This window comes from Dielma fastidiosa (assembly GCF_000313565.1).
GTDB lineage: Bacteria > Bacillota_I > Bacilli_A > Erysipelotrichales > Erysipelotrichaceae > Dielma > Dielma fastidiosa.
The window spans coordinates 227,270-242,904 of record NZ_HE578929.1; the positions used below are offsets into that span (position 1 = coordinate 227,270).

The 15,635-nt window shown below is 41.5% G+C and carries 15 protein-coding genes and 1 tRNA gene; 14 read left to right on the forward strand and 2 right to left on the reverse strand.

What is annotated here, in order from left to right; translation table 11 throughout:
- Nucleotides 1-31 precede the first annotated feature (31 nt).
- From DAHG_RS14635 to DAHG_RS14675, 9 genes are all read left to right on the forward strand, one after another.
- Complete coding sequence (locus tag DAHG_RS14635) at nucleotides 32-493, forward strand: metallophosphoesterase family protein (RefSeq protein ID WP_022939097.1); 462 nt, start codon at nucleotides 32-34, stop codon at nucleotides 491-493.
- 107 nt (nucleotides 494-600) lie between these two features.
- A tRNA-Arg gene (locus DAHG_RS14640) sits at nucleotides 601-677 on the forward strand.
- Nucleotides 678-913: 236 nt separating this feature from the next.
- Nucleotides 914-1,699: an inositol monophosphatase family protein gene (locus DAHG_RS14645; protein ID WP_022939098.1), complete on the forward strand. Its 786-nt coding sequence runs from the start codon at nucleotides 914-916 to the stop codon at nucleotides 1,697-1,699.
- The gene (locus DAHG_RS19855; protein ID WP_022939099.1) at nucleotides 1,693-3,600 is read left to right on the forward strand and encodes a BglG family transcription antiterminator; all 1,908 of its coding nucleotides are present in this window, start codon (nucleotides 1,693-1,695) and stop codon (nucleotides 3,598-3,600) included. The genes DAHG_RS14645 and DAHG_RS19855 overlap by 7 nt, the downstream gene beginning before the upstream one ends.
- Nucleotides 3,601-3,714: 114 nt before the next feature.
- A complete protein-coding gene (locus tag DAHG_RS14655) occupies nucleotides 3,715-4,128 on the forward strand; it encodes a PTS sugar transporter subunit IIA (protein WP_022939100.1) in 414 nt (137 codons plus the stop codon).
- Between the two features lie 19 nt (nucleotides 4,129-4,147).
- The gene (locus tag DAHG_RS14660) at nucleotides 4,148-4,618 is read left to right on the forward strand and encodes a PTS system mannose/fructose/N-acetylgalactosamine-transporter subunit IIB (protein WP_022939101.1); all 471 of its coding nucleotides are present in this window, start codon (nucleotides 4,148-4,150) and stop codon (nucleotides 4,616-4,618) included.
- Between the two features lie 15 nt (nucleotides 4,619-4,633).
- Nucleotides 4,634-5,389, forward strand: a complete 756-nt coding sequence (locus DAHG_RS19860) for a PTS mannose/fructose/sorbose/N-acetylgalactosamine transporter subunit IIC (protein WP_022939102.1) — start codon at nucleotides 4,634-4,636, stop codon at nucleotides 5,387-5,389.
- 11 nt (nucleotides 5,390-5,400) lie between these two features.
- Nucleotides 5,401-6,231, forward strand: coding sequence for a PTS system mannose/fructose/sorbose family transporter subunit IID (locus DAHG_RS14670; protein ID WP_022939103.1), 831 nt, complete (start codon nucleotides 5,401-5,403; stop codon nucleotides 6,229-6,231).
- Nucleotides 6,231-7,121 carry an N-acetylmuramic acid 6-phosphate etherase gene (locus DAHG_RS14675; RefSeq protein WP_022939104.1) on the forward strand — a complete coding sequence of 297 codons (891 nt, stop codon included), beginning with the start codon at nucleotides 6,231-6,233 and terminating at the stop codon, nucleotides 7,119-7,121. Before DAHG_RS14670 ends, DAHG_RS14675 begins: the two co-directional genes overlap by 1 nt.
- 55 nt (nucleotides 7,122-7,176) lie before the next feature.
- Here the strand turns inward: DAHG_RS14675 and DAHG_RS14680 are convergent, their stop codons facing one another.
- Both DAHG_RS14680 and DAHG_RS14685 read right to left on the reverse strand, forming a co-directional pair.
- Entirely contained in the window at nucleotides 7,177-8,571 is a 1,395-nt protein-coding gene (locus DAHG_RS14680; protein ID WP_022939105.1) for an acetate--CoA ligase family protein, read from the reverse strand.
- 1 nt (nucleotide 8,572) lies between these two features.
- Nucleotides 8,573-9,781 carry a hypothetical protein gene (locus DAHG_RS14685; RefSeq protein WP_022939106.1) on the reverse strand — a complete coding sequence of 403 codons (1,209 nt, stop codon included), beginning with the start codon at nucleotides 9,779-9,781 and terminating at the stop codon, nucleotides 8,573-8,575.
- 269 nt (nucleotides 9,782-10,050) lie between these two features.
- Between DAHG_RS14685 and DAHG_RS14690 the strand changes: the two genes are divergently transcribed.
- The 5 genes from DAHG_RS14690 to DAHG_RS14710 all read left to right on the forward strand — a co-directional run bounded on the left by DAHG_RS14690 (nucleotide 10,051) and on the right by DAHG_RS14710 (nucleotide 15,391).
- Complete coding sequence (locus DAHG_RS14690; protein ID WP_022939107.1) at nucleotides 10,051-10,773, forward strand: hypothetical protein; 723 nt, start codon at nucleotides 10,051-10,053, stop codon at nucleotides 10,771-10,773.
- Nucleotides 10,774-10,811: 38 nt separating this feature from the next.
- Nucleotides 10,812-12,089 (forward strand): trigger factor, encoded by a 1,278-nt coding sequence (gene tig / locus DAHG_RS14695; RefSeq protein WP_022939108.1) that lies wholly within the window; start codon nucleotides 10,812-10,814, stop codon nucleotides 12,087-12,089.
- Nucleotides 12,090-12,139: 50 nt separating this feature from the next.
- Nucleotides 12,140-14,455, forward strand: a complete 2,316-nt coding sequence (gene lon / locus DAHG_RS14700) for an endopeptidase La (RefSeq protein ID WP_022939109.1) — start codon at nucleotides 12,140-12,142, stop codon at nucleotides 14,453-14,455.
- Nucleotides 14,452-15,054, forward strand: coding sequence for a ribosome biogenesis GTP-binding protein YihA/YsxC (gene yihA, locus DAHG_RS14705; RefSeq protein WP_022939110.1), 603 nt, complete (start codon nucleotides 14,452-14,454; stop codon nucleotides 15,052-15,054). The genes lon and yihA overlap by 4 nt, the downstream gene beginning before the upstream one ends.
- A gap of 142 nt (nucleotides 15,055-15,196) precedes the next feature.
- The gene (locus tag DAHG_RS14710) at nucleotides 15,197-15,391 is read left to right on the forward strand and encodes a DUF378 domain-containing protein (protein ID WP_022939111.1); all 195 of its coding nucleotides are present in this window, start codon (nucleotides 15,197-15,199) and stop codon (nucleotides 15,389-15,391) included.
- Nucleotides 15,392-15,635 lie beyond the last annotated feature (244 nt).

Sequence of the window (15,635 nt, forward strand, 5' to 3'; positions counted from 1 at the left end):
AAATAATGGTAAGATATCAGCGGTGATATTTATGAAAATACTTGTGATGAGTGATTCACATGGCAAAAATAAAGTGATGGATAAGGTGATCGAGGCGCACCAAAATCATGTTGATCTGATGCTGCACTGCGGTGATATCGAAACGCCTGAGGATATTTATCCGCAGCTGATAACTGTACGCGGCAATAATGATTATTATTATGATTATCCGGAAGCTAAGATTATTAAGGCTGAACAGCATCGGATTCTGTTAATTCATGGCAATCAGTCATATTATGGCAACCGTCTGCAATTTCTTGCCAAGAAGGCACTTGAAAATACGTGTGATATTGTTTGTTATGGTCATACCCATGTCGCGTCATTAGATGAAGTGAGCGGTATAACATTGCTGAATCCAGGCAGCTTGTGGCATTCAAGAGATGGTAGAAATCCATCTTATGCAATGCTGACTTTAGCCGATGAACGTATTCATGTTGAGTTCAATTTCTTATAGGCCTGTATAGGGCCTTTCTTTTATGTGTTGAAGCTGTGTGAAATTAATTCAAAAAAAGGTTGCACTTTGCGGTTAATTTTGCTATTATAATTTAGCACATGAAAAGTGTCTACGTAGCTCAGCTGGATAGAGCACACGCCTTCTAAGCGTGCGGTCGAGGGTTCGAGTCCCCCCGTGGACGCCATGTTTAAATTAAACGTCTGAATCAGGCGTTTTTTTTATATGTTTTTGTAATTTGATGTAAATTTGATGTATAAAATAATTTGATTATAGTGATAGTGATCTACACTCACCGCAAGCCTTTGTCATAAAGGCTTTTTTTGCTTTGCACGAAGTATCATGCAAATGCTGAAAAACGGAATCGGCTCATTTTCACATTAGAAAAGTACAATGTGATAAGATGAAATCAGGAGGTGAATTATGGTAACCGATAATTATGAGAAAGAAATTAGCTTTATCGAATCCGTGCTGAAGGAAGCCGCACAGCGGCTGAATCACATGAAAATACAAAGTATTCATGATAAAACGTCCAGAGACTTAGTTACCAGCAGTGATTATGCTATTGAACAATACATTATCACAATGATTCAGTCACAATTTCCAACGGATCATATCCTTAGTGAAGAAATGAATCAGGATACATTGCTGCAAGAGCGCACCTGGGTACTGGACCCAATCGATGGCACATGCAATTATGCCAATGCGATACCAATGTTTGGGATTCAGCTGGCATTGACTGTAGGATCAGCGATTGCAGCTGCCGGCATCATGCTGCCATGTCTGAATGAACTTTATCTAGCCAGTCAAAATGGCGGCTGTACGCTTAATGGCAAAAAGCTAACCGTAAAACCTGATTCAATAAATCACAGCATTGTTAGCTTCGGTGATTTTAATGAAGAGCGGCAGGCAGCCTCTAAGCTGCAAAGCCAGACCATGAAACGGCTGCGCTATCAGATTATGAAAGAGAAAATGTTCGGCGCGGCAAGTGTTGATTTTGCTTATCTTGCCAGCGGCAGAACTTCCGGTACTTTCTTGATTGCCAGTCATGCGTGGGATATTCTACCCGGCATCCTCATCGCTTTGGAGGCAGGCGCTGTAATCAGCGATGAAAAGGGAAGACCTTTTTGCTTTGACAGTGAAATTGTTTTGGCGGCAAACAGTCAGGAACTGATTGAGCTGATGCGTCAGCCAGAGCTATCATGCTGACCCAAAGACAGCTGACCATTCTGTCAATTCTTGAAGCAGCCGCTGATCATTATACTGCCGCTGCCCAGATTGCCGATGAATGCGGCATCAGCGTAAGAACAGTCAAAAGTGAAATCGAGGTAATTAAACAAAGTTTAAAGGAAGGCTCAAAAGCGGTGCTGCTTGCCATTCCGTCAAAGGGTTATCGATTGGAAATTACCGATATCAAGAGTTTTGCGGATATGCTTGAAGCAAGCCGTCAGCAGCTTAACTCCGAACATTCAATGAATGAACAGCCAATCCGCATTAAATTTATTATTTTGATGCTGCTGAACAGCACCCACTATGTGAAAAAGAAAAAAATTCAATCAGCACTAAATGTTTCAGATTCCACACTTTATTTAGATTTGAAAGAAGTCAAGCAAATCATCAGCCGCTATCATTTAGAAATGCTTTATAAATCTGGTTCCGGTTACTGCATCCTAGGTAAAGAAAAAGATAAGCGAGCCTGTTTGGCTTATGAAGATGTCTATGCTTTATCACTTGATTCAAGCGCGTCATTTAACGCTGATATGAAGAAAATTAATCATATTAAAGAAATGCTCGTTGAAATCTTTTTAAAGAATCAATATAAAATCAGTGAGGTTTTGTTTGAAAGCTTAATCATGCATTTATTGCTGACATTGCAGCGGATTGAAAAAGGCTATCTGATTGAAGACAGCTATGAGCGCGATAAATGTGATGACAAAGAATATCAGATTGCTCAGGATATATTTGAAAAGTTTATTCATCGCCGGGATATCGATCTGAAATATGAAATAGCGTATCTGGCAATCAACCTGCGGGGAAAAAGAGATTATGTTGATTATAAAAGTGTATCTGATGAAATTATCACTTTTATAGCGGCTTCCTTGGAACAGATTAATTCTGAATTTGGCGTAGACTTTACTCGAAGTATTGATCTGAAGGTCGTTTTAGCGCTGCATTTTGTACCCTTGCTTTCCAGGATGCAGCATGATATGCAGCTTAAGAATTTATTGCTGACAGAGATTAAACAATCATTTCCTTTTGCTTTTGATATTGCTCAATATTTTGGCTTATTGATTTATGAAAAATATCATATTCGCATCAGCGAGGATGAGGCGGCGTATTTTACGCTGTACTTCAATTATGGCTTGGAAAATATCGTGCTGAATTCAGAAGGTAAAAAGCTGCTGGTTATCAGCAGTCTTAAACAAAGTGAAACGATACTGCTGCGTCAGAAAATATATCAATGGTTTGAAAAACAGATTCTCCAGCTTGATTTTATCAATCCTTCGGATTTATCAAGAATCAACATCAGTGAGTATGACGCATTATTTACTACGGAAAAGGGAGATACGCTTACTAAGGGCGCGGCTGTGAATATTAACTTATTTCCTACCGAAAAGGATTTTGCGAAAATGAATTTAGCGATTAATGGGTATGACAGCATCGATGCGATATTAAATTGTTTTTCGCCTGAATTATTTTATGTGGGTAAGGCTGCTGACCGCTCACAGATCGTTCATCGGCTGATTGATATGGCAGCGGGCTATTATCATCTGCCGCCTAAGTTTGAGGCATTGGTTATGGAAAGAGAAGCGCTGAGCAGTTCTTATTTTGCGAATCATGTTGCGATGCCGCATCCTTTATATCCATTTAGTCCGCAGACCTTTATAGCGGTTGCTATTCTTGAGGAAGGGATTGAATGGGATGAGGGACGGCAGGTAAAAATCGTGCTGCTGGTTTCAACGGAGATGAACAATCCTAAGGCGTTTCAAATCTGGCCTTATCTGTCTTCGTTAGTCTGCAGTGAAGAATTAGTCGGTCAAGTCCTGGCGGATACCAGCTATGAAAATTTAATGGCGGTGCTGCGGGCCAGCTTGCTGGATAAGTTTTAAAGCTTGCACGAAGTGTCCGTGTAAATGATTAAATTATTACTTGCCATATGGATGATAGAATACAGTTACAGGGTAGCTGGTGTTCATTATCACCGTGACAGAAAGGAGAAAAATATGACGGGAATACTGATTGTTACGCATCATAACCTGGCGCAGGCCTTTATGGAGACAATCGAAATGATTGCCGGTAAGCATGAGTTTTTAGACAGCTTGGGATTAGTGCCCAGCCAGGACCCAGAGAGCTTCCAAGAATTGATTTTATCGAAAGTTCATGGCTTGAAGACGAAGGGTTATGATGAAATCGCAGTTGTGCTTGATTTGTATGGCGGTACGCCCTGCAATCAGACGATCCGCTTGCTGAGAGAACATCAGCTGAAGGTGATTGTCGGTGTGAATTTACCGATGATGCTGCAGATGACGCTGCTGAATACAACCGAGGTCTCAGTGGAAGAACTTGCCGAGGCAGCGATTCAAAGCGGCAGAGAAGGCGTATTTGATGTTGGTAAATCAATTATGAAGCTTATGTAGAAAGGAGTATGAGATAGATATGAGTATCGTGTTAGCACGCGTTGATGATCGTTTAATCCATGGTCAGGTGATGACATCATGGCTGAATTATACAGGCGCTACTAAGATTGTGGTTATTGATGATGTGACAGCCAATGATTCTTTTTTGACAATGATTATCAAGACGCTGGTGCCGGCCAATATCAAAACTGAAGTGGTCAGGGAGGATGCATGTATTGCAATGGTACAGGCGCTTGATGAGCGTGATAAGGTCATCATGTTGGCAAAAACACCCGCGCCGTATGTTATGATGGCGGAAGCCGGCATCTGCCTTGATAAAGTCAATATTGGCGGTATGGGAATTAAACCGGGCAGAAAGACGATTTACAAAAATATTTCTGCAAGTGAAGAGGAAGTCAGTCAGCTTAAAGCTTTGTTGGCCAAAAAGATTGCGGTAGAAATACAAATGGTTGCTGAAGATCCGGCAATCGATGTAAGTAAATACATCTAAAGGGGTGAAAAGAAAATGAGTATTTCATTATTTCAAGCATTTTTACTAGGTATTGTCTATTATTTAGGAATTATCGGTACACCGTGGACAACCGTTCTAGGCTCGGCAAGTCTCTTTCAAAAGCCATTAGTCGCCGGTACATTGGTAGGTATTATCCTCGGACATCCAACCGAAGGCGTAATTATCGGGGCTGCCATTCAGCTGCCATATATTGCCTTTATATCAGCGGGCGGTACGATTCCATCAGATCCGGGATTGGCAGGTGTATTGGGAACTGCCTTTGCGATTGTCGGTAATGTTGATCCGGCAACAGCGATCACGATTGCGCTGCCATTTGGTTTATTAGGAACCTTGATTTGGGTGCTGCATATGACCATTGACGTAACTTTTGTTCATATGGCGGATCAGGCAGCGGAAAAGGGCGACTTGAAAAGAATCTGCTTCCTGCATGTAGTGCCGCCGCAGATCCTAGTTTTTCTGATCAGTGTTATACCGGTTATGCTGGGTGCTTATTACGGCGCTGATTTCATGGCTGATCTGGTTTCTAAGTTAAGCAATAATGTACTGCATATCTTACAGGTTATCGGCGGTATCCTGCCGGCTTTAGGCGTAGCGATGAATCTTCGTTCAATCAGCCGTCCAAATACGATGGCATTCTATATTCTCGGCTTTATTTTAAGTGTTTATCTAGGACTTGACACAATCGTTATTTCTGTATTGGGCTTTGTTATTGCGTGGTTCTATACACAGTCACAGAAAGAAAATGTGTAGGAGGTATGAAGATGGAACAAAATTCAACAAGAAAAACTTTAACTAAAAAGGATGTTGTGAAATCATTCTGGCGCTGGACTTTTTTCTCACATGCAAATTATAATTATGAGCGTTTATGCGGCACGGGTTTCTGTCATGCGATGGCGCCGATCATTGAAAAACTGTATAAGGATAATCCGGCAGAATATCAGGCAGCGGTACAGCGTCATATGGTTTTCTATAATACGGAACCGCATTTCGGCGGTGTAATCAACGGCATGGTAATTGCGATGGAGGAGGAAAGAGCCAACGGCGCGCCGATTTCTGATGAAGCCATCAATGGTATCAAGACTGGTTTAATGGGACCTTTTGCCGGTATCGGCGATACGCTGTGGCAGGGCACATTAACACCCATTTTATTATCAATCGGTATTTCATTGGCTGCTTCCGGCAGTATGTCAGGGCCGCTGCTTTATTCAGTCTTGATGATGGGCATCATGCTGAGCATTGCATATTATGTTTGGATGACCGGTTATCGGCTTGGAAAAGAAGGCTTGCAGAAAATCTTAGAAAGCAATCTGATTAAGAAGGTCATTACTGGCGCAAGTGCTTTAGGTGCCATCGTTATGGGTGCCTTGACAGCTAGCTTTGTCAGTGTGTCAACACCGCTGATGATTAATATTCAAGGTTCATCAATGAGCGTGCAAACGGATATTTTAGATAAGCTGTTCCGCGGCTTGCTGCCGTTAATGCTGACGCTGGGTGTATTGTATCTGCTTAAGAATAAAAAGGTAAAGGCGACCCGTGTCATGCTGCTGCTGATTATTATCGGCGCAGTTGGGGCGATCATAGGTATCTTTTAATGAAAGATAATCTGCTTAAACTGACAACTGAGGAACGCAATCCCAATTCGATGAACCTGCCTCATATGAGCATCGAGGCAGCAACCGCGATGATGAATCATGAGGATGAAGCATGTACTAAGGCAGTGCAGGCAATTCTGCCAGTAATTAATCAGGTAATTGAAATCTGTGTTGACACGATACGCAGCGGCGGCCGGGTTATTTTTACCGGTGCGGCACATTCCGGTTATTTAGGAATGCTGGATGCTTATGAGGCCAATGCGACATTTGGTACAACGGATGAGTTCACCGCCATTGTCGCCGGCAATTTTACGGATATGATGAAAACAGACGGCAGTGCTGAGGACATTGAAGAAAACGGCGGCCTCGATCTGCAAAACCGCCATGTCACAGCTAAGGATTTTGTGATCGGTATCAGCTCATCAGGACGTACCCCTTATGTGATTGGCGCCTTAAGCTGGTGTCAGCAAAAGGGTATCCGCTGTGCGGGATTGGTTAATAACAAGCATTCAATTGTTGCCGAGCATTGTGATCTGGTAATGGAAGCGGTAGCCGGCGCTGAGGTTATTACCGGTTCTACGCGGCTGAAGGCAGGTACTTGTCAGAAGATGATTTTGAATATGATTACGACAATCACTATGGCCCAATTAGGTAATGTTTATGAAAATCTGATGATTAATGTACCGCCGGTCAGCAATAAAATGCGGACTCGGCTTGAATATATTCTGGATCAGGCAACGAACTGTACGTTAGTGACAGCTCATGAATTACTGGTTCAGTGCGATTATAATGTGAAGGCCGCCTTGCTTATGGCGCTTAAAGGCATCAGCAAAGAACAAGCCCTGGATGAGCTGGCAGTTGCTGAAGGCAACATCAATCAGCTGGTTTAGCATTTGAAGAAGCAATAGAAAAGGACATTTTTACCCAATGTCCTTTCTTTTATGTTTACTTAACGGCTGTCTTTCGCAAAGCAGCTATTGCATTAACCGCCTGTTCAGCACTCGCGTAAGCTGGAATACCGTGATCCCTGAATTTCAAGATTGCATCATGGCATTCTTTGCCGCCCTGACAAATCATGATGAATGGTTTATTCAACTCCTTATTAGCCTCGTAGACCTCGATCGCCGCATCACAAATCGCGCTGACATCGGTGACGGCAGTAGGACAGATAGCCCCTAGAATGCCATCAACCGCCGGATCGCGCAGCGCCTGTTTAAATGCCCCTTTATATTGGATTGCACTAGCGGTACCAGCGATATCAACAGGATTCAGCGGTGAACCAAACATCGGCATATAGGCCCGCATCCTCGTTGCCAGCAATGGTGAGATTTCACTCAGCTCATGCAACGGCAGTCCACAGCGCTCAAAATGATCACAGGCTAAAAGACCCGCACCGCCGCCATTGGTTATCATTACGATATTATCACCCTTAAGCGGCGGCTGATAACCAACGGCAAGCGAAATATCAAGAAACTCCTGCCAAGTGACAGCACGAATGGCGCCTGCCTCTTTGATTAAATCATCATAATACTGATCTGGCTCAGGATTTTCACTGGCAGTATGAGCAAAGGCAGCTTTTACACCGATCTTACTGCCGCCGACCTTAATCACTACAATCGGTTTCGTTACTTTCTTACAGGCAGCGACAAAAGCCTCCGGCGAATCAAGACCTTCAATATAAATAGCTAAACACTTCGTATGCTCATCTTTTTGCGCGTATTCAATAAATTCAGAAAAATCGACATCGGCTTTATTGCCGAGGCCGACAAAGAATGACATGCCAAAATGATCTTCCTGACTTGTACCAAGCGCCGCCAGCAAGTTTGCTCCCGACTGTGAAATCATAGCGATTGGTCCAGGTACCGGCAGATAAGGAATGAAACCACAGTTGAAATGATTATAAGGTGAACCCATGCCAACCAAATTTGGGCCAATGAGAGGAATCTTATTTTCACGCAGGCGCAGCGTAATCTTATTCTGCAAATCTTCACGGCCGATTTCTTTAAAGGCACTGGTCGCAATCACTAAAACTTTTGCCTTAATCTCAATCGCATCCTCAACGATGGCAGTGACCAGGTGGGCAGGGACTGCCACAAACACTAGATCAACACGATCATGAATATCTTTTAATGTATGATATGATTTTAATCCAAGCACTTTGTCAGCCCGTGGATTAACCGGATAAATTTTGCCGGTATAACCCCATTCAAGTAATTCTGCAACAACCTTATTGCCAACCTTGCTTGGATAACGGCTGGCACCAACTACCGCAATTGAAGAAGGATTTAAAGCATACTGTAAATTATCAACGACATAATCACGTGCTTTATCGATACGCATATTATTTTTCCTCCTTACAAGCTGGGCAGATAACACCTGTATTGACTGTTCGATCCTGTAAAACATCATCAGTAAACACACATTCTTCCCATAAACCGTTTTCATCATCAAGCCGGCATGTCCATCTTCTCAGCTGGCGTGAAGAAGAAGCTTCCAGAATTTCACCGATTTCGCCATAACTTTGCAGCTTGGCTTTAATTTTATCTAAATCCGTGATTTCTTTATAGCACGATAACATCAAATTGTGATGAGCATCAGCGAAATCAAATATATTTGCAAATTCCGGCATCAGACTTAATTCATCACAAATTTGCTCACTGCGCCAGGTTGGCGTATTCTGGAACATCGAAACCAAATAAAAATGCATCTTCAGTCCCAATGCGCGATAATTAAAGTAAACCATTGGAATTACCAATTTTGTTTGTTCAACAAGATATACAAAATCCTTTTTCATCTCTTCGGCATCTAAACCAGATAGCTTAGCTAAAACATCATAGTCAAACATATCCGCAACACTTTCAGTATTGTTGATTGCTTCAATTATCGCCAGATCATAACTGTCCATTGCCGTCTGCAAGGCAAGCAGCTTTTGCTTTTGCTCAGCACTCCAGAAATATTTTCTGAAATTTTCCTTGGCATCAAACTGATTGACATGTGATTCGCGAACTAATCGGCGTACCGGGCAGATGTGTACATAAGCCACTTCATCACGGAAACGGAATTTGTCTAACACACCGCCAAGTAAATTGTCAAGATTGCGCATGTGATTGCCATTAAAGAAATCAAAATCACCGCCGGCATCCATGGCATAGCCAGTACATATCTGATCATTGTTTTGCATCCAATCTACAAATTCCTGTCTTTGTTCTTCACCGAGACCTTCCTTCAGCTTCACAATCCAATAATAAAGCCCAAAACCTAAAACGCCGACACATGAATTCTTTACCAGCATAATCTGCCGATTATCATACATCTTTTTCAGCCGTGCCTTTACATCCTCCTGATTCAAACCGACAGCGGCTGCAATATAAGGAAGATTAAAAACTTCCGGATAAATTTGATAAAATGATTTTGCGACATTAAAAGCGGAATAAAATTTATGATCTGTTGAGACAACACCAGGTTCGAAAAAGCTATAACCCTTGACGTTCCAGTTATAATCATTTAGATAAGCCTGCTGTTCATCAGATCCAATCATATACTTAGGCATTCATGAACACCTCCTTATAGTATCATTATTGCGCTTTTGATATGGGAAATCAAGAATAATGATAACGCTTTCACAACATTCGATAATACTTAGTGATATTGCTGTTTGAAGCACTTAAACTCTTAATCAAAGGCAAGAAAAGAGCATTAAGGATTTGAATAATATTAAATGTGTGAAGTTATGTGTTCGCCCTGATAATCAAGCTGAATAATTGAAATTAGTTACAGATTATGTTATATTATCCAATGGATTGAGCAGGGAGGCGTAAAATGAAGGGTATTTATCAAGATATTGTTAATGAAATCCAGTCATTGATTACCTCCGGAGAAGACAAGCAGGCCCGCAGCCGAATCCTTGAAGAATTAAACATGCCTTATATTCCACAGGATGTAGAAGCGAAGCTTAATGAGCTGCTGGATGAAGTCGGCATACCGGAATCCGGAAAAGTTCAGCTCAGCGATGAACAGGTGGAAGCATGGCTGCTGGGAAATAACCCGCAGCGTCAGGTTGCCGCGCTTAACCAGCTTCAAAAAGCGAATCTTCGCAATTATACAGAGCTGATTCAGCAGGTCTTCGACACACATCATGATCTGACGATGGAAAGTCTTTTGATCAGTATGATGATTGAACAGCAGATCAATGAAAGCTTTCACTTAACAAGAGATGGCTTAGACATTGAATTTGTACCGGCTGCTTTGGAATATCCTTTGGAAAGCGAAGGGGTTATTAAAGCGGTTGAATTGCTGCGTGAATGGTATGAAAATGATAATCCTTCATTTTTAAATCTGTGTTTGGATATTCTGGCAAAGGAATGTTATCTGATGCTGCCGATGGCGGTGGATGAAGAGGATAGTTTGGATCTATGTCTGGCTGTTGTACATTATGTTTATCAGGCAAACGGCGCTGAAGATGAATTTAAATGCTTTATTGCTGAAAAAGAACTTGCACAAACATATAGTTATGAATTATTATTAAATAAGCATGACATTTGAAAAAAATGCTCAATATGATGAATCAGGAGGTATGAACAATGAGTTCAACATGGGAATTAAAAGAAAAATCACAAGGTGAGTTAAAGACGACCGTTTCAGGCGATGCTTGGAAAGGTGCGCAGGAAAAAGCGTTCAATAAATTAGCTAAGAAATTAGCACTGCCTGGCTTCAGAGAAGGAAAAGTACCGGCAGCAATGGCTAAGAAGCATATTTCTCAGCAGAATATCTTAATGGAAGCAATTGATGAAGTTGCTGGTGAGGCTTTACAGCAGGGTGTTGAAGAGCATTCATTATGGATGATTGCACGTCCTGAATTAGGGGTTGAAGCAATTACTGAGGATGAAGTAACACTGACTTTTACGATTACAGTTAAACCTGAAGTAACTTTAGGTGATTATAAAGGCTTAGATGTTAAAAAAGATGAATGTGAAGTAACTGAAGCGGATATTGAAGATCAGATCAAGGCACTTCAGGATCGTTATGCTGAACTTGAAATCAAAGAAGACGGTACAGTTGAAAACGGTGATACAGCTGTTATTGATTTTGAAGGCTTTAAGGATGGCATTGCATTTGACGGCGGTAAAGGTGAAAACTATCCGTTGGAAATCGGCAGCAATGCATTCATTCCTGGCTTTGAAGAACAGCTGATCGGTATGAAGAGTGAAGAATCAAAGGAAATCAATGTTACTTTCCCTGAAAGCTATCAGGAAGAAAGCTTAGCGGGACAGCCTTGTGTATTTAAGGTTACCGTTCATGAAATTAAGACAAAGGCACTGCCTGAGGTTAATGATGAATTAATTAAATTAGCTAACATTGAAGGTGTAGAGACAGTTGAAGCCTTTAAAGAATTTATCAAGAAAGATATGCTTGATTATAAAGAAAAGCAAGCGGATGAAAAATTCACCAATGAATTATTAACAAAGGTTGTTGAAAATGCACAGGTTGAAGTTCCGGCTGTGATGATCGAATCAGAAACTGACAATTTGGTAAATGATTTTGCTCAGCGTCTAGCTCAGCAGGGATTCAGTCTTGATCAGTTCAAGCAGATGACTGGTCAAAGTGATGAAGCAATCCGTGAACAGATGGCTGTGGATGCAGAGTCTAAGGTTAAAGTGCGTTTAGTGCTTGATGCAATTGCTGTTAAAGAAGCATTAAATCCAACTGAAGAGGAAATTGAAGCAGAATACCAGCGTATTGCTGACATGTATCAGATGGATATTGCTAAAGTTAAAGAATTGATTGACAATGACAACATTTCATACGATTTGCGTTTGCGTAATGCTGTTAAACTTATTCAAGATTCAACAAGTAAGTAAGAAAGACGCTGAGCGTCTTTTTTAACCTATTATAGAGAGGAGCGGTTGATTTGGAAGAAAATAAAATTTATCAATTTCCTGTCGTTTGTACTCGCGATGTGGTTGTATTTCCATACGAAGAAGTATCTATTGAGGTAGGACGCCCAATTAGTTTAAATGCTGTACGTCGTTGTGCGGAAAGCTTCAATAATGAAATTTTTCTGGTAAGTCAGAAAAATGCGATGATTGATGATCCAAGTGAAGAGGATCTGTATACGGTAGGTACGATTTGTAAGGTTGTATCTAATCATAAAAAGGATGGTTTTTCCCGTATTGTATTTAAAGGGATTGCCAGAGCCCGCATCAAGAGCATGACGACACTGGCTCAGACAATCATGGCTGATGTGGAAGTGCTGAATGATGTGCTGGGTAATCAGGAAGAAGAAACAGTGTTGGTGCGGAAGGTCAGCAAAGAACTGGAAACCTTTGATGCGCTTGCAAATCTGATTCGTCCGGAAGTGATTGCGGAATTTGCGAATGGCGTATCAGCACCGCGTTTGGCTGATCATATTGCTCAGATTTTCCCATTTACGGTTGATAAGCGTCAGTATCTGCTTGAAACCCTTGAGGTAAATACACGCTTGATGACGATTATCAAATCCATTGAGGAAGAAAAGCAGTATGCAGCGATCGAAAATGATATTAATCAGAAAGTGCGCACCCGCGTTGAGGAAAGTCAGAAAGAATACTATCTGCGTGAACGTCTGCGGGCGATTAAGGAAGAGTTAGGCGATGTGCCGGAACAGAGTGAGGATGCGGATTCTATCCGTGAAACAATCAACAATAATCCTTATCCGCAGGCTATCAAGGATAAAGTGATGGAAGAACTTGCCCGCTATGAGATGATGCCTTCATCAAGCGGTGAGGCAGGGGTGATCAAGAGCTATATCGATTGGCTGATAAAACTGCCTTGGTGGCAGATGTCTGAAGATAATCAGGATCTGAAGCTGGCAGAACAGCGGCTGGAAGAGGATCATTTTGGCTTGGAAAAGGTGAAAGAGAGAATTTTGGAGTATTTAGCGGTTAAGCAGATGACCAATTCTTTAAAAGCGCCTATCTTATGTCTGGTTGGGCCGCCGGGTGTCGGTAAAACGTCATTGTCTAAATCGGTAGCACGGGCATTGGACCGTCAATTTGTGAAAATGTCTGTGGGCGGTGTTAAGGATGAAGCTGAAATCAGAGGTCATCGCCGTACGTATCTGGGTTCTATGCCAGGCCGTATCATTCAGGGTATGAAAAAAGCCGGTACGATTAATCCAGTTTTCTTAATTGATGAAATCGATAAGATGGCATCGGATTATAAGGGCGATCCGGCAAGTGCGATGCTTGAGGTGCTTGATCCAGAACAGAATAGTCTGTTTTCAGATCACTACTTAGAAGAAACGTATGATTTAAGTAATGTGCTCTTTATCGCAACGGCAAATTATCTTGAAGATATTCCGGCGGCTTTGCGTGACCGTTTGGAAATTATTAATATTTCGTCGTATACAGAACTGGAAAAAGCAGCCATTGCCAGACGTCATCTGCTACCTAAACAGCTGAAGATGAATGGCTTAAAGCCTTCACAGCTCAAAATTGACGACGAGATGATTTTGTATCTGATTAAATTCTATACAAGAGAAAGCGGTGTTCGTCAGTTAGAACGTCTGCTTGGCACTTTATCGAGAAAGGCTGTGCTTGCGATTTTGAAGGACGGCAAAAAATCGATTAAGATTACTAAGAAGCTGATTAACGAATGGCTTGGTCATGAGATTTTTGATTACGGTAAACGTGAAAAAAGTGATCAGGTTGGAACCGTTACTGGTTTAGCTTATACGTCATTTGGCGGCGATGTCTTACAGATTGAGGTGACTCATTTTGAGGGCAAGGGTAAATTTGTGATTACCGGTCAGCTGGGTGATGTGATGAAAGAATCGGCCAGCATTGCTTATGACTATGTTCGTGCTAACGCGAAGAAGTATAAGATTGACAGTAAATTATTTGAAAGTGAAGATATTCATATTCATGTGCCGGAGGGAGCGGTGCCGAAGGATGGACCAAGCGCTGGGGTTACTTTGACGACGGCCTTAGTTTCTTCATTGGCGAAAGTTCCGGTTAAAGCGGACTTGGCGATGACTGGTGAAGTTACGCTGCGCGGCAATGTTCTGCCAATCGGCGGTTTGAAGGAAAAAACAATGGCTGCCCATCGCTGTGGAATCAGTACGGTTATTATTCCGAAAGGAAACGTGAAGGACATTGATGATCTCCCGCAGACTGTAAAAGACAGTGTGAAGATCATACCGGTTGAAAATGTATCCCAGGTCATTGATCTGGCATTAGTACGATGATTACGATCCATAAAGCGGAGCTGGTAATATCAGCTCCCGATCGTCATTCATGGCCGGAATCTGATTTGCCTGAGGTTGTATTGGCAGGCCGAAGCAATGTCGGTAAATCAAGCTTAATCAATACGATTACCCAGCGCAAGAAATTGGCTTATGTCGGCAATACACCCGGCAAAACGCGGCTTTTGAATTTCTTTAATCTCAATGATCAATATATGCTGGTGGATGTGCCGGGATATGGTTATGCGAATGCCTCTAAGACGATGCTGAAGAAATTCGGCGAGATGATGGAGGATTATTTTGCTGAACGCACGCAGAAACGCGGTTTGCTGCTGATCGTTGATGCCCGCCATAAACCGACTGAGGATGATCGGCTGATGATTGATTTCGCAAGATACTATGATTTGCCATGTTTTGTGGTCGCTACCAAAATGGATAAGCTGAAACGTTCAGAAATTAAAAAGAATCTGAATGTAATCAAAGAAACGTTGCTGCTTCGTGAAGAAGAAGTGCTGATTCCTTTTTCCAGTGAGACAAAACAGGGTGTAGATGAAGTCTGGGATGAATTGCTGAAGCTTTTTAATTCAAAACCGATTCATTAAAAAATAGAAACAGCTTTGTGCATTGCACGGCTGTTTTTTTTCTATCAAAAATTTGGTAATCTATAATGGTTCGATATTTTGAAGCTAGGGTATAATATTTTTTAATAAATGGGTCATACTAATCATCAGGAGGTAAAGCATAATGAAAACATTAAAGATTATTGCGTTGATACTGGTGATTGTCGGTGCCTTGAACTGGGGTCTGATCGGGCTCTTTGATTTTAACTTAGTCACTATGCTGTTTGGCAAAGGAACCTTATTCACACGTATCGTTTACTGTCTGGTTGGTATCAGCGGCTTGATTGCACTTACCTTTTTTGGCAAAATAGATGATTAAGCTTTTATAGAGCAATTGTCACCGCAAGGTGACTTTTAATTTGTGAAATTTCGTTTTTTTATAAATTGGAGTGCTGCAAGCCAATAATTAGGAATGCTGAGTCAATTGATTATTATGAATATTTTATTAATTAGATGTATAGAAATTTAAAATTTGGGAATTGTTTATATGTATTTAATATCAAATCCCTTAAATTAAGAGCCTTAAACCGTTTAAAAAGCGATAAAATCAAGATGTTTTAAAA

What these genes read in the sequence shown, in the direction of transcription:
- tig (WP_022939108.1), top strand. Translation starts at nt 10,812, where the DNA reads ATGAGTTCAACATGGGAATTAAAAGAAAAATCACAAGGTGAGTTAAAG.
- DAHG_RS14645 (WP_022939098.1), top strand. Translation starts at nt 914, where the DNA reads ATGGTAACCGATAATTATGAGAAAGAAATTAGCTTTATCGAATCCGTG.
- yihA (WP_022939110.1), top strand. Translation starts at nt 14,452, where the DNA reads ATGATTACGATCCATAAAGCGGAGCTGGTAATATCAGCTCCCGATCGT.
- DAHG_RS14670 (WP_022939103.1), top strand. Translation starts at nt 5,401, where the DNA reads ATGGAACAAAATTCAACAAGAAAAACTTTAACTAAAAAGGATGTTGTG.
- DAHG_RS14685 (WP_022939106.1), bottom strand. Translation starts at nt 9,781, where the DNA reads ATGCCTAAGTATATGATTGGATCTGATGAACAGCAGGCTTATCTAAAT.
- DAHG_RS14680 (WP_022939105.1), bottom strand. Translation starts at nt 8,571, where the DNA reads ATGCGTATCGATAAAGCACGTGATTATGTCGTTGATAATTTACAGTAT.
- DAHG_RS14690 (WP_022939107.1), top strand. Translation starts at nt 10,051, where the DNA reads ATGAAGGGTATTTATCAAGATATTGTTAATGAAATCCAGTCATTGATT.
- DAHG_RS19855 (WP_022939099.1), top strand. Translation starts at nt 1,693, where the DNA reads ATGCTGACCCAAAGACAGCTGACCATTCTGTCAATTCTTGAAGCAGCC.
- DAHG_RS14635 (WP_022939097.1), top strand. Translation starts at nt 32, where the DNA reads ATGAAAATACTTGTGATGAGTGATTCACATGGCAAAAATAAAGTGATG.
- DAHG_RS14675 (WP_022939104.1), top strand. Translation starts at nt 6,231, where the DNA reads ATGAAAGATAATCTGCTTAAACTGACAACTGAGGAACGCAATCCCAAT.
- DAHG_RS14660 (WP_022939101.1), top strand. Translation starts at nt 4,148, where the DNA reads ATGAGTATCGTGTTAGCACGCGTTGATGATCGTTTAATCCATGGTCAG.
- DAHG_RS19860 (WP_022939102.1), top strand. Translation starts at nt 4,634, where the DNA reads ATGAGTATTTCATTATTTCAAGCATTTTTACTAGGTATTGTCTATTAT.
- DAHG_RS14710 (WP_022939111.1), top strand. Translation starts at nt 15,197, where the DNA reads ATGAAAACATTAAAGATTATTGCGTTGATACTGGTGATTGTCGGTGCC.
- DAHG_RS14655 (WP_022939100.1), top strand. Translation starts at nt 3,715, where the DNA reads ATGACGGGAATACTGATTGTTACGCATCATAACCTGGCGCAGGCCTTT.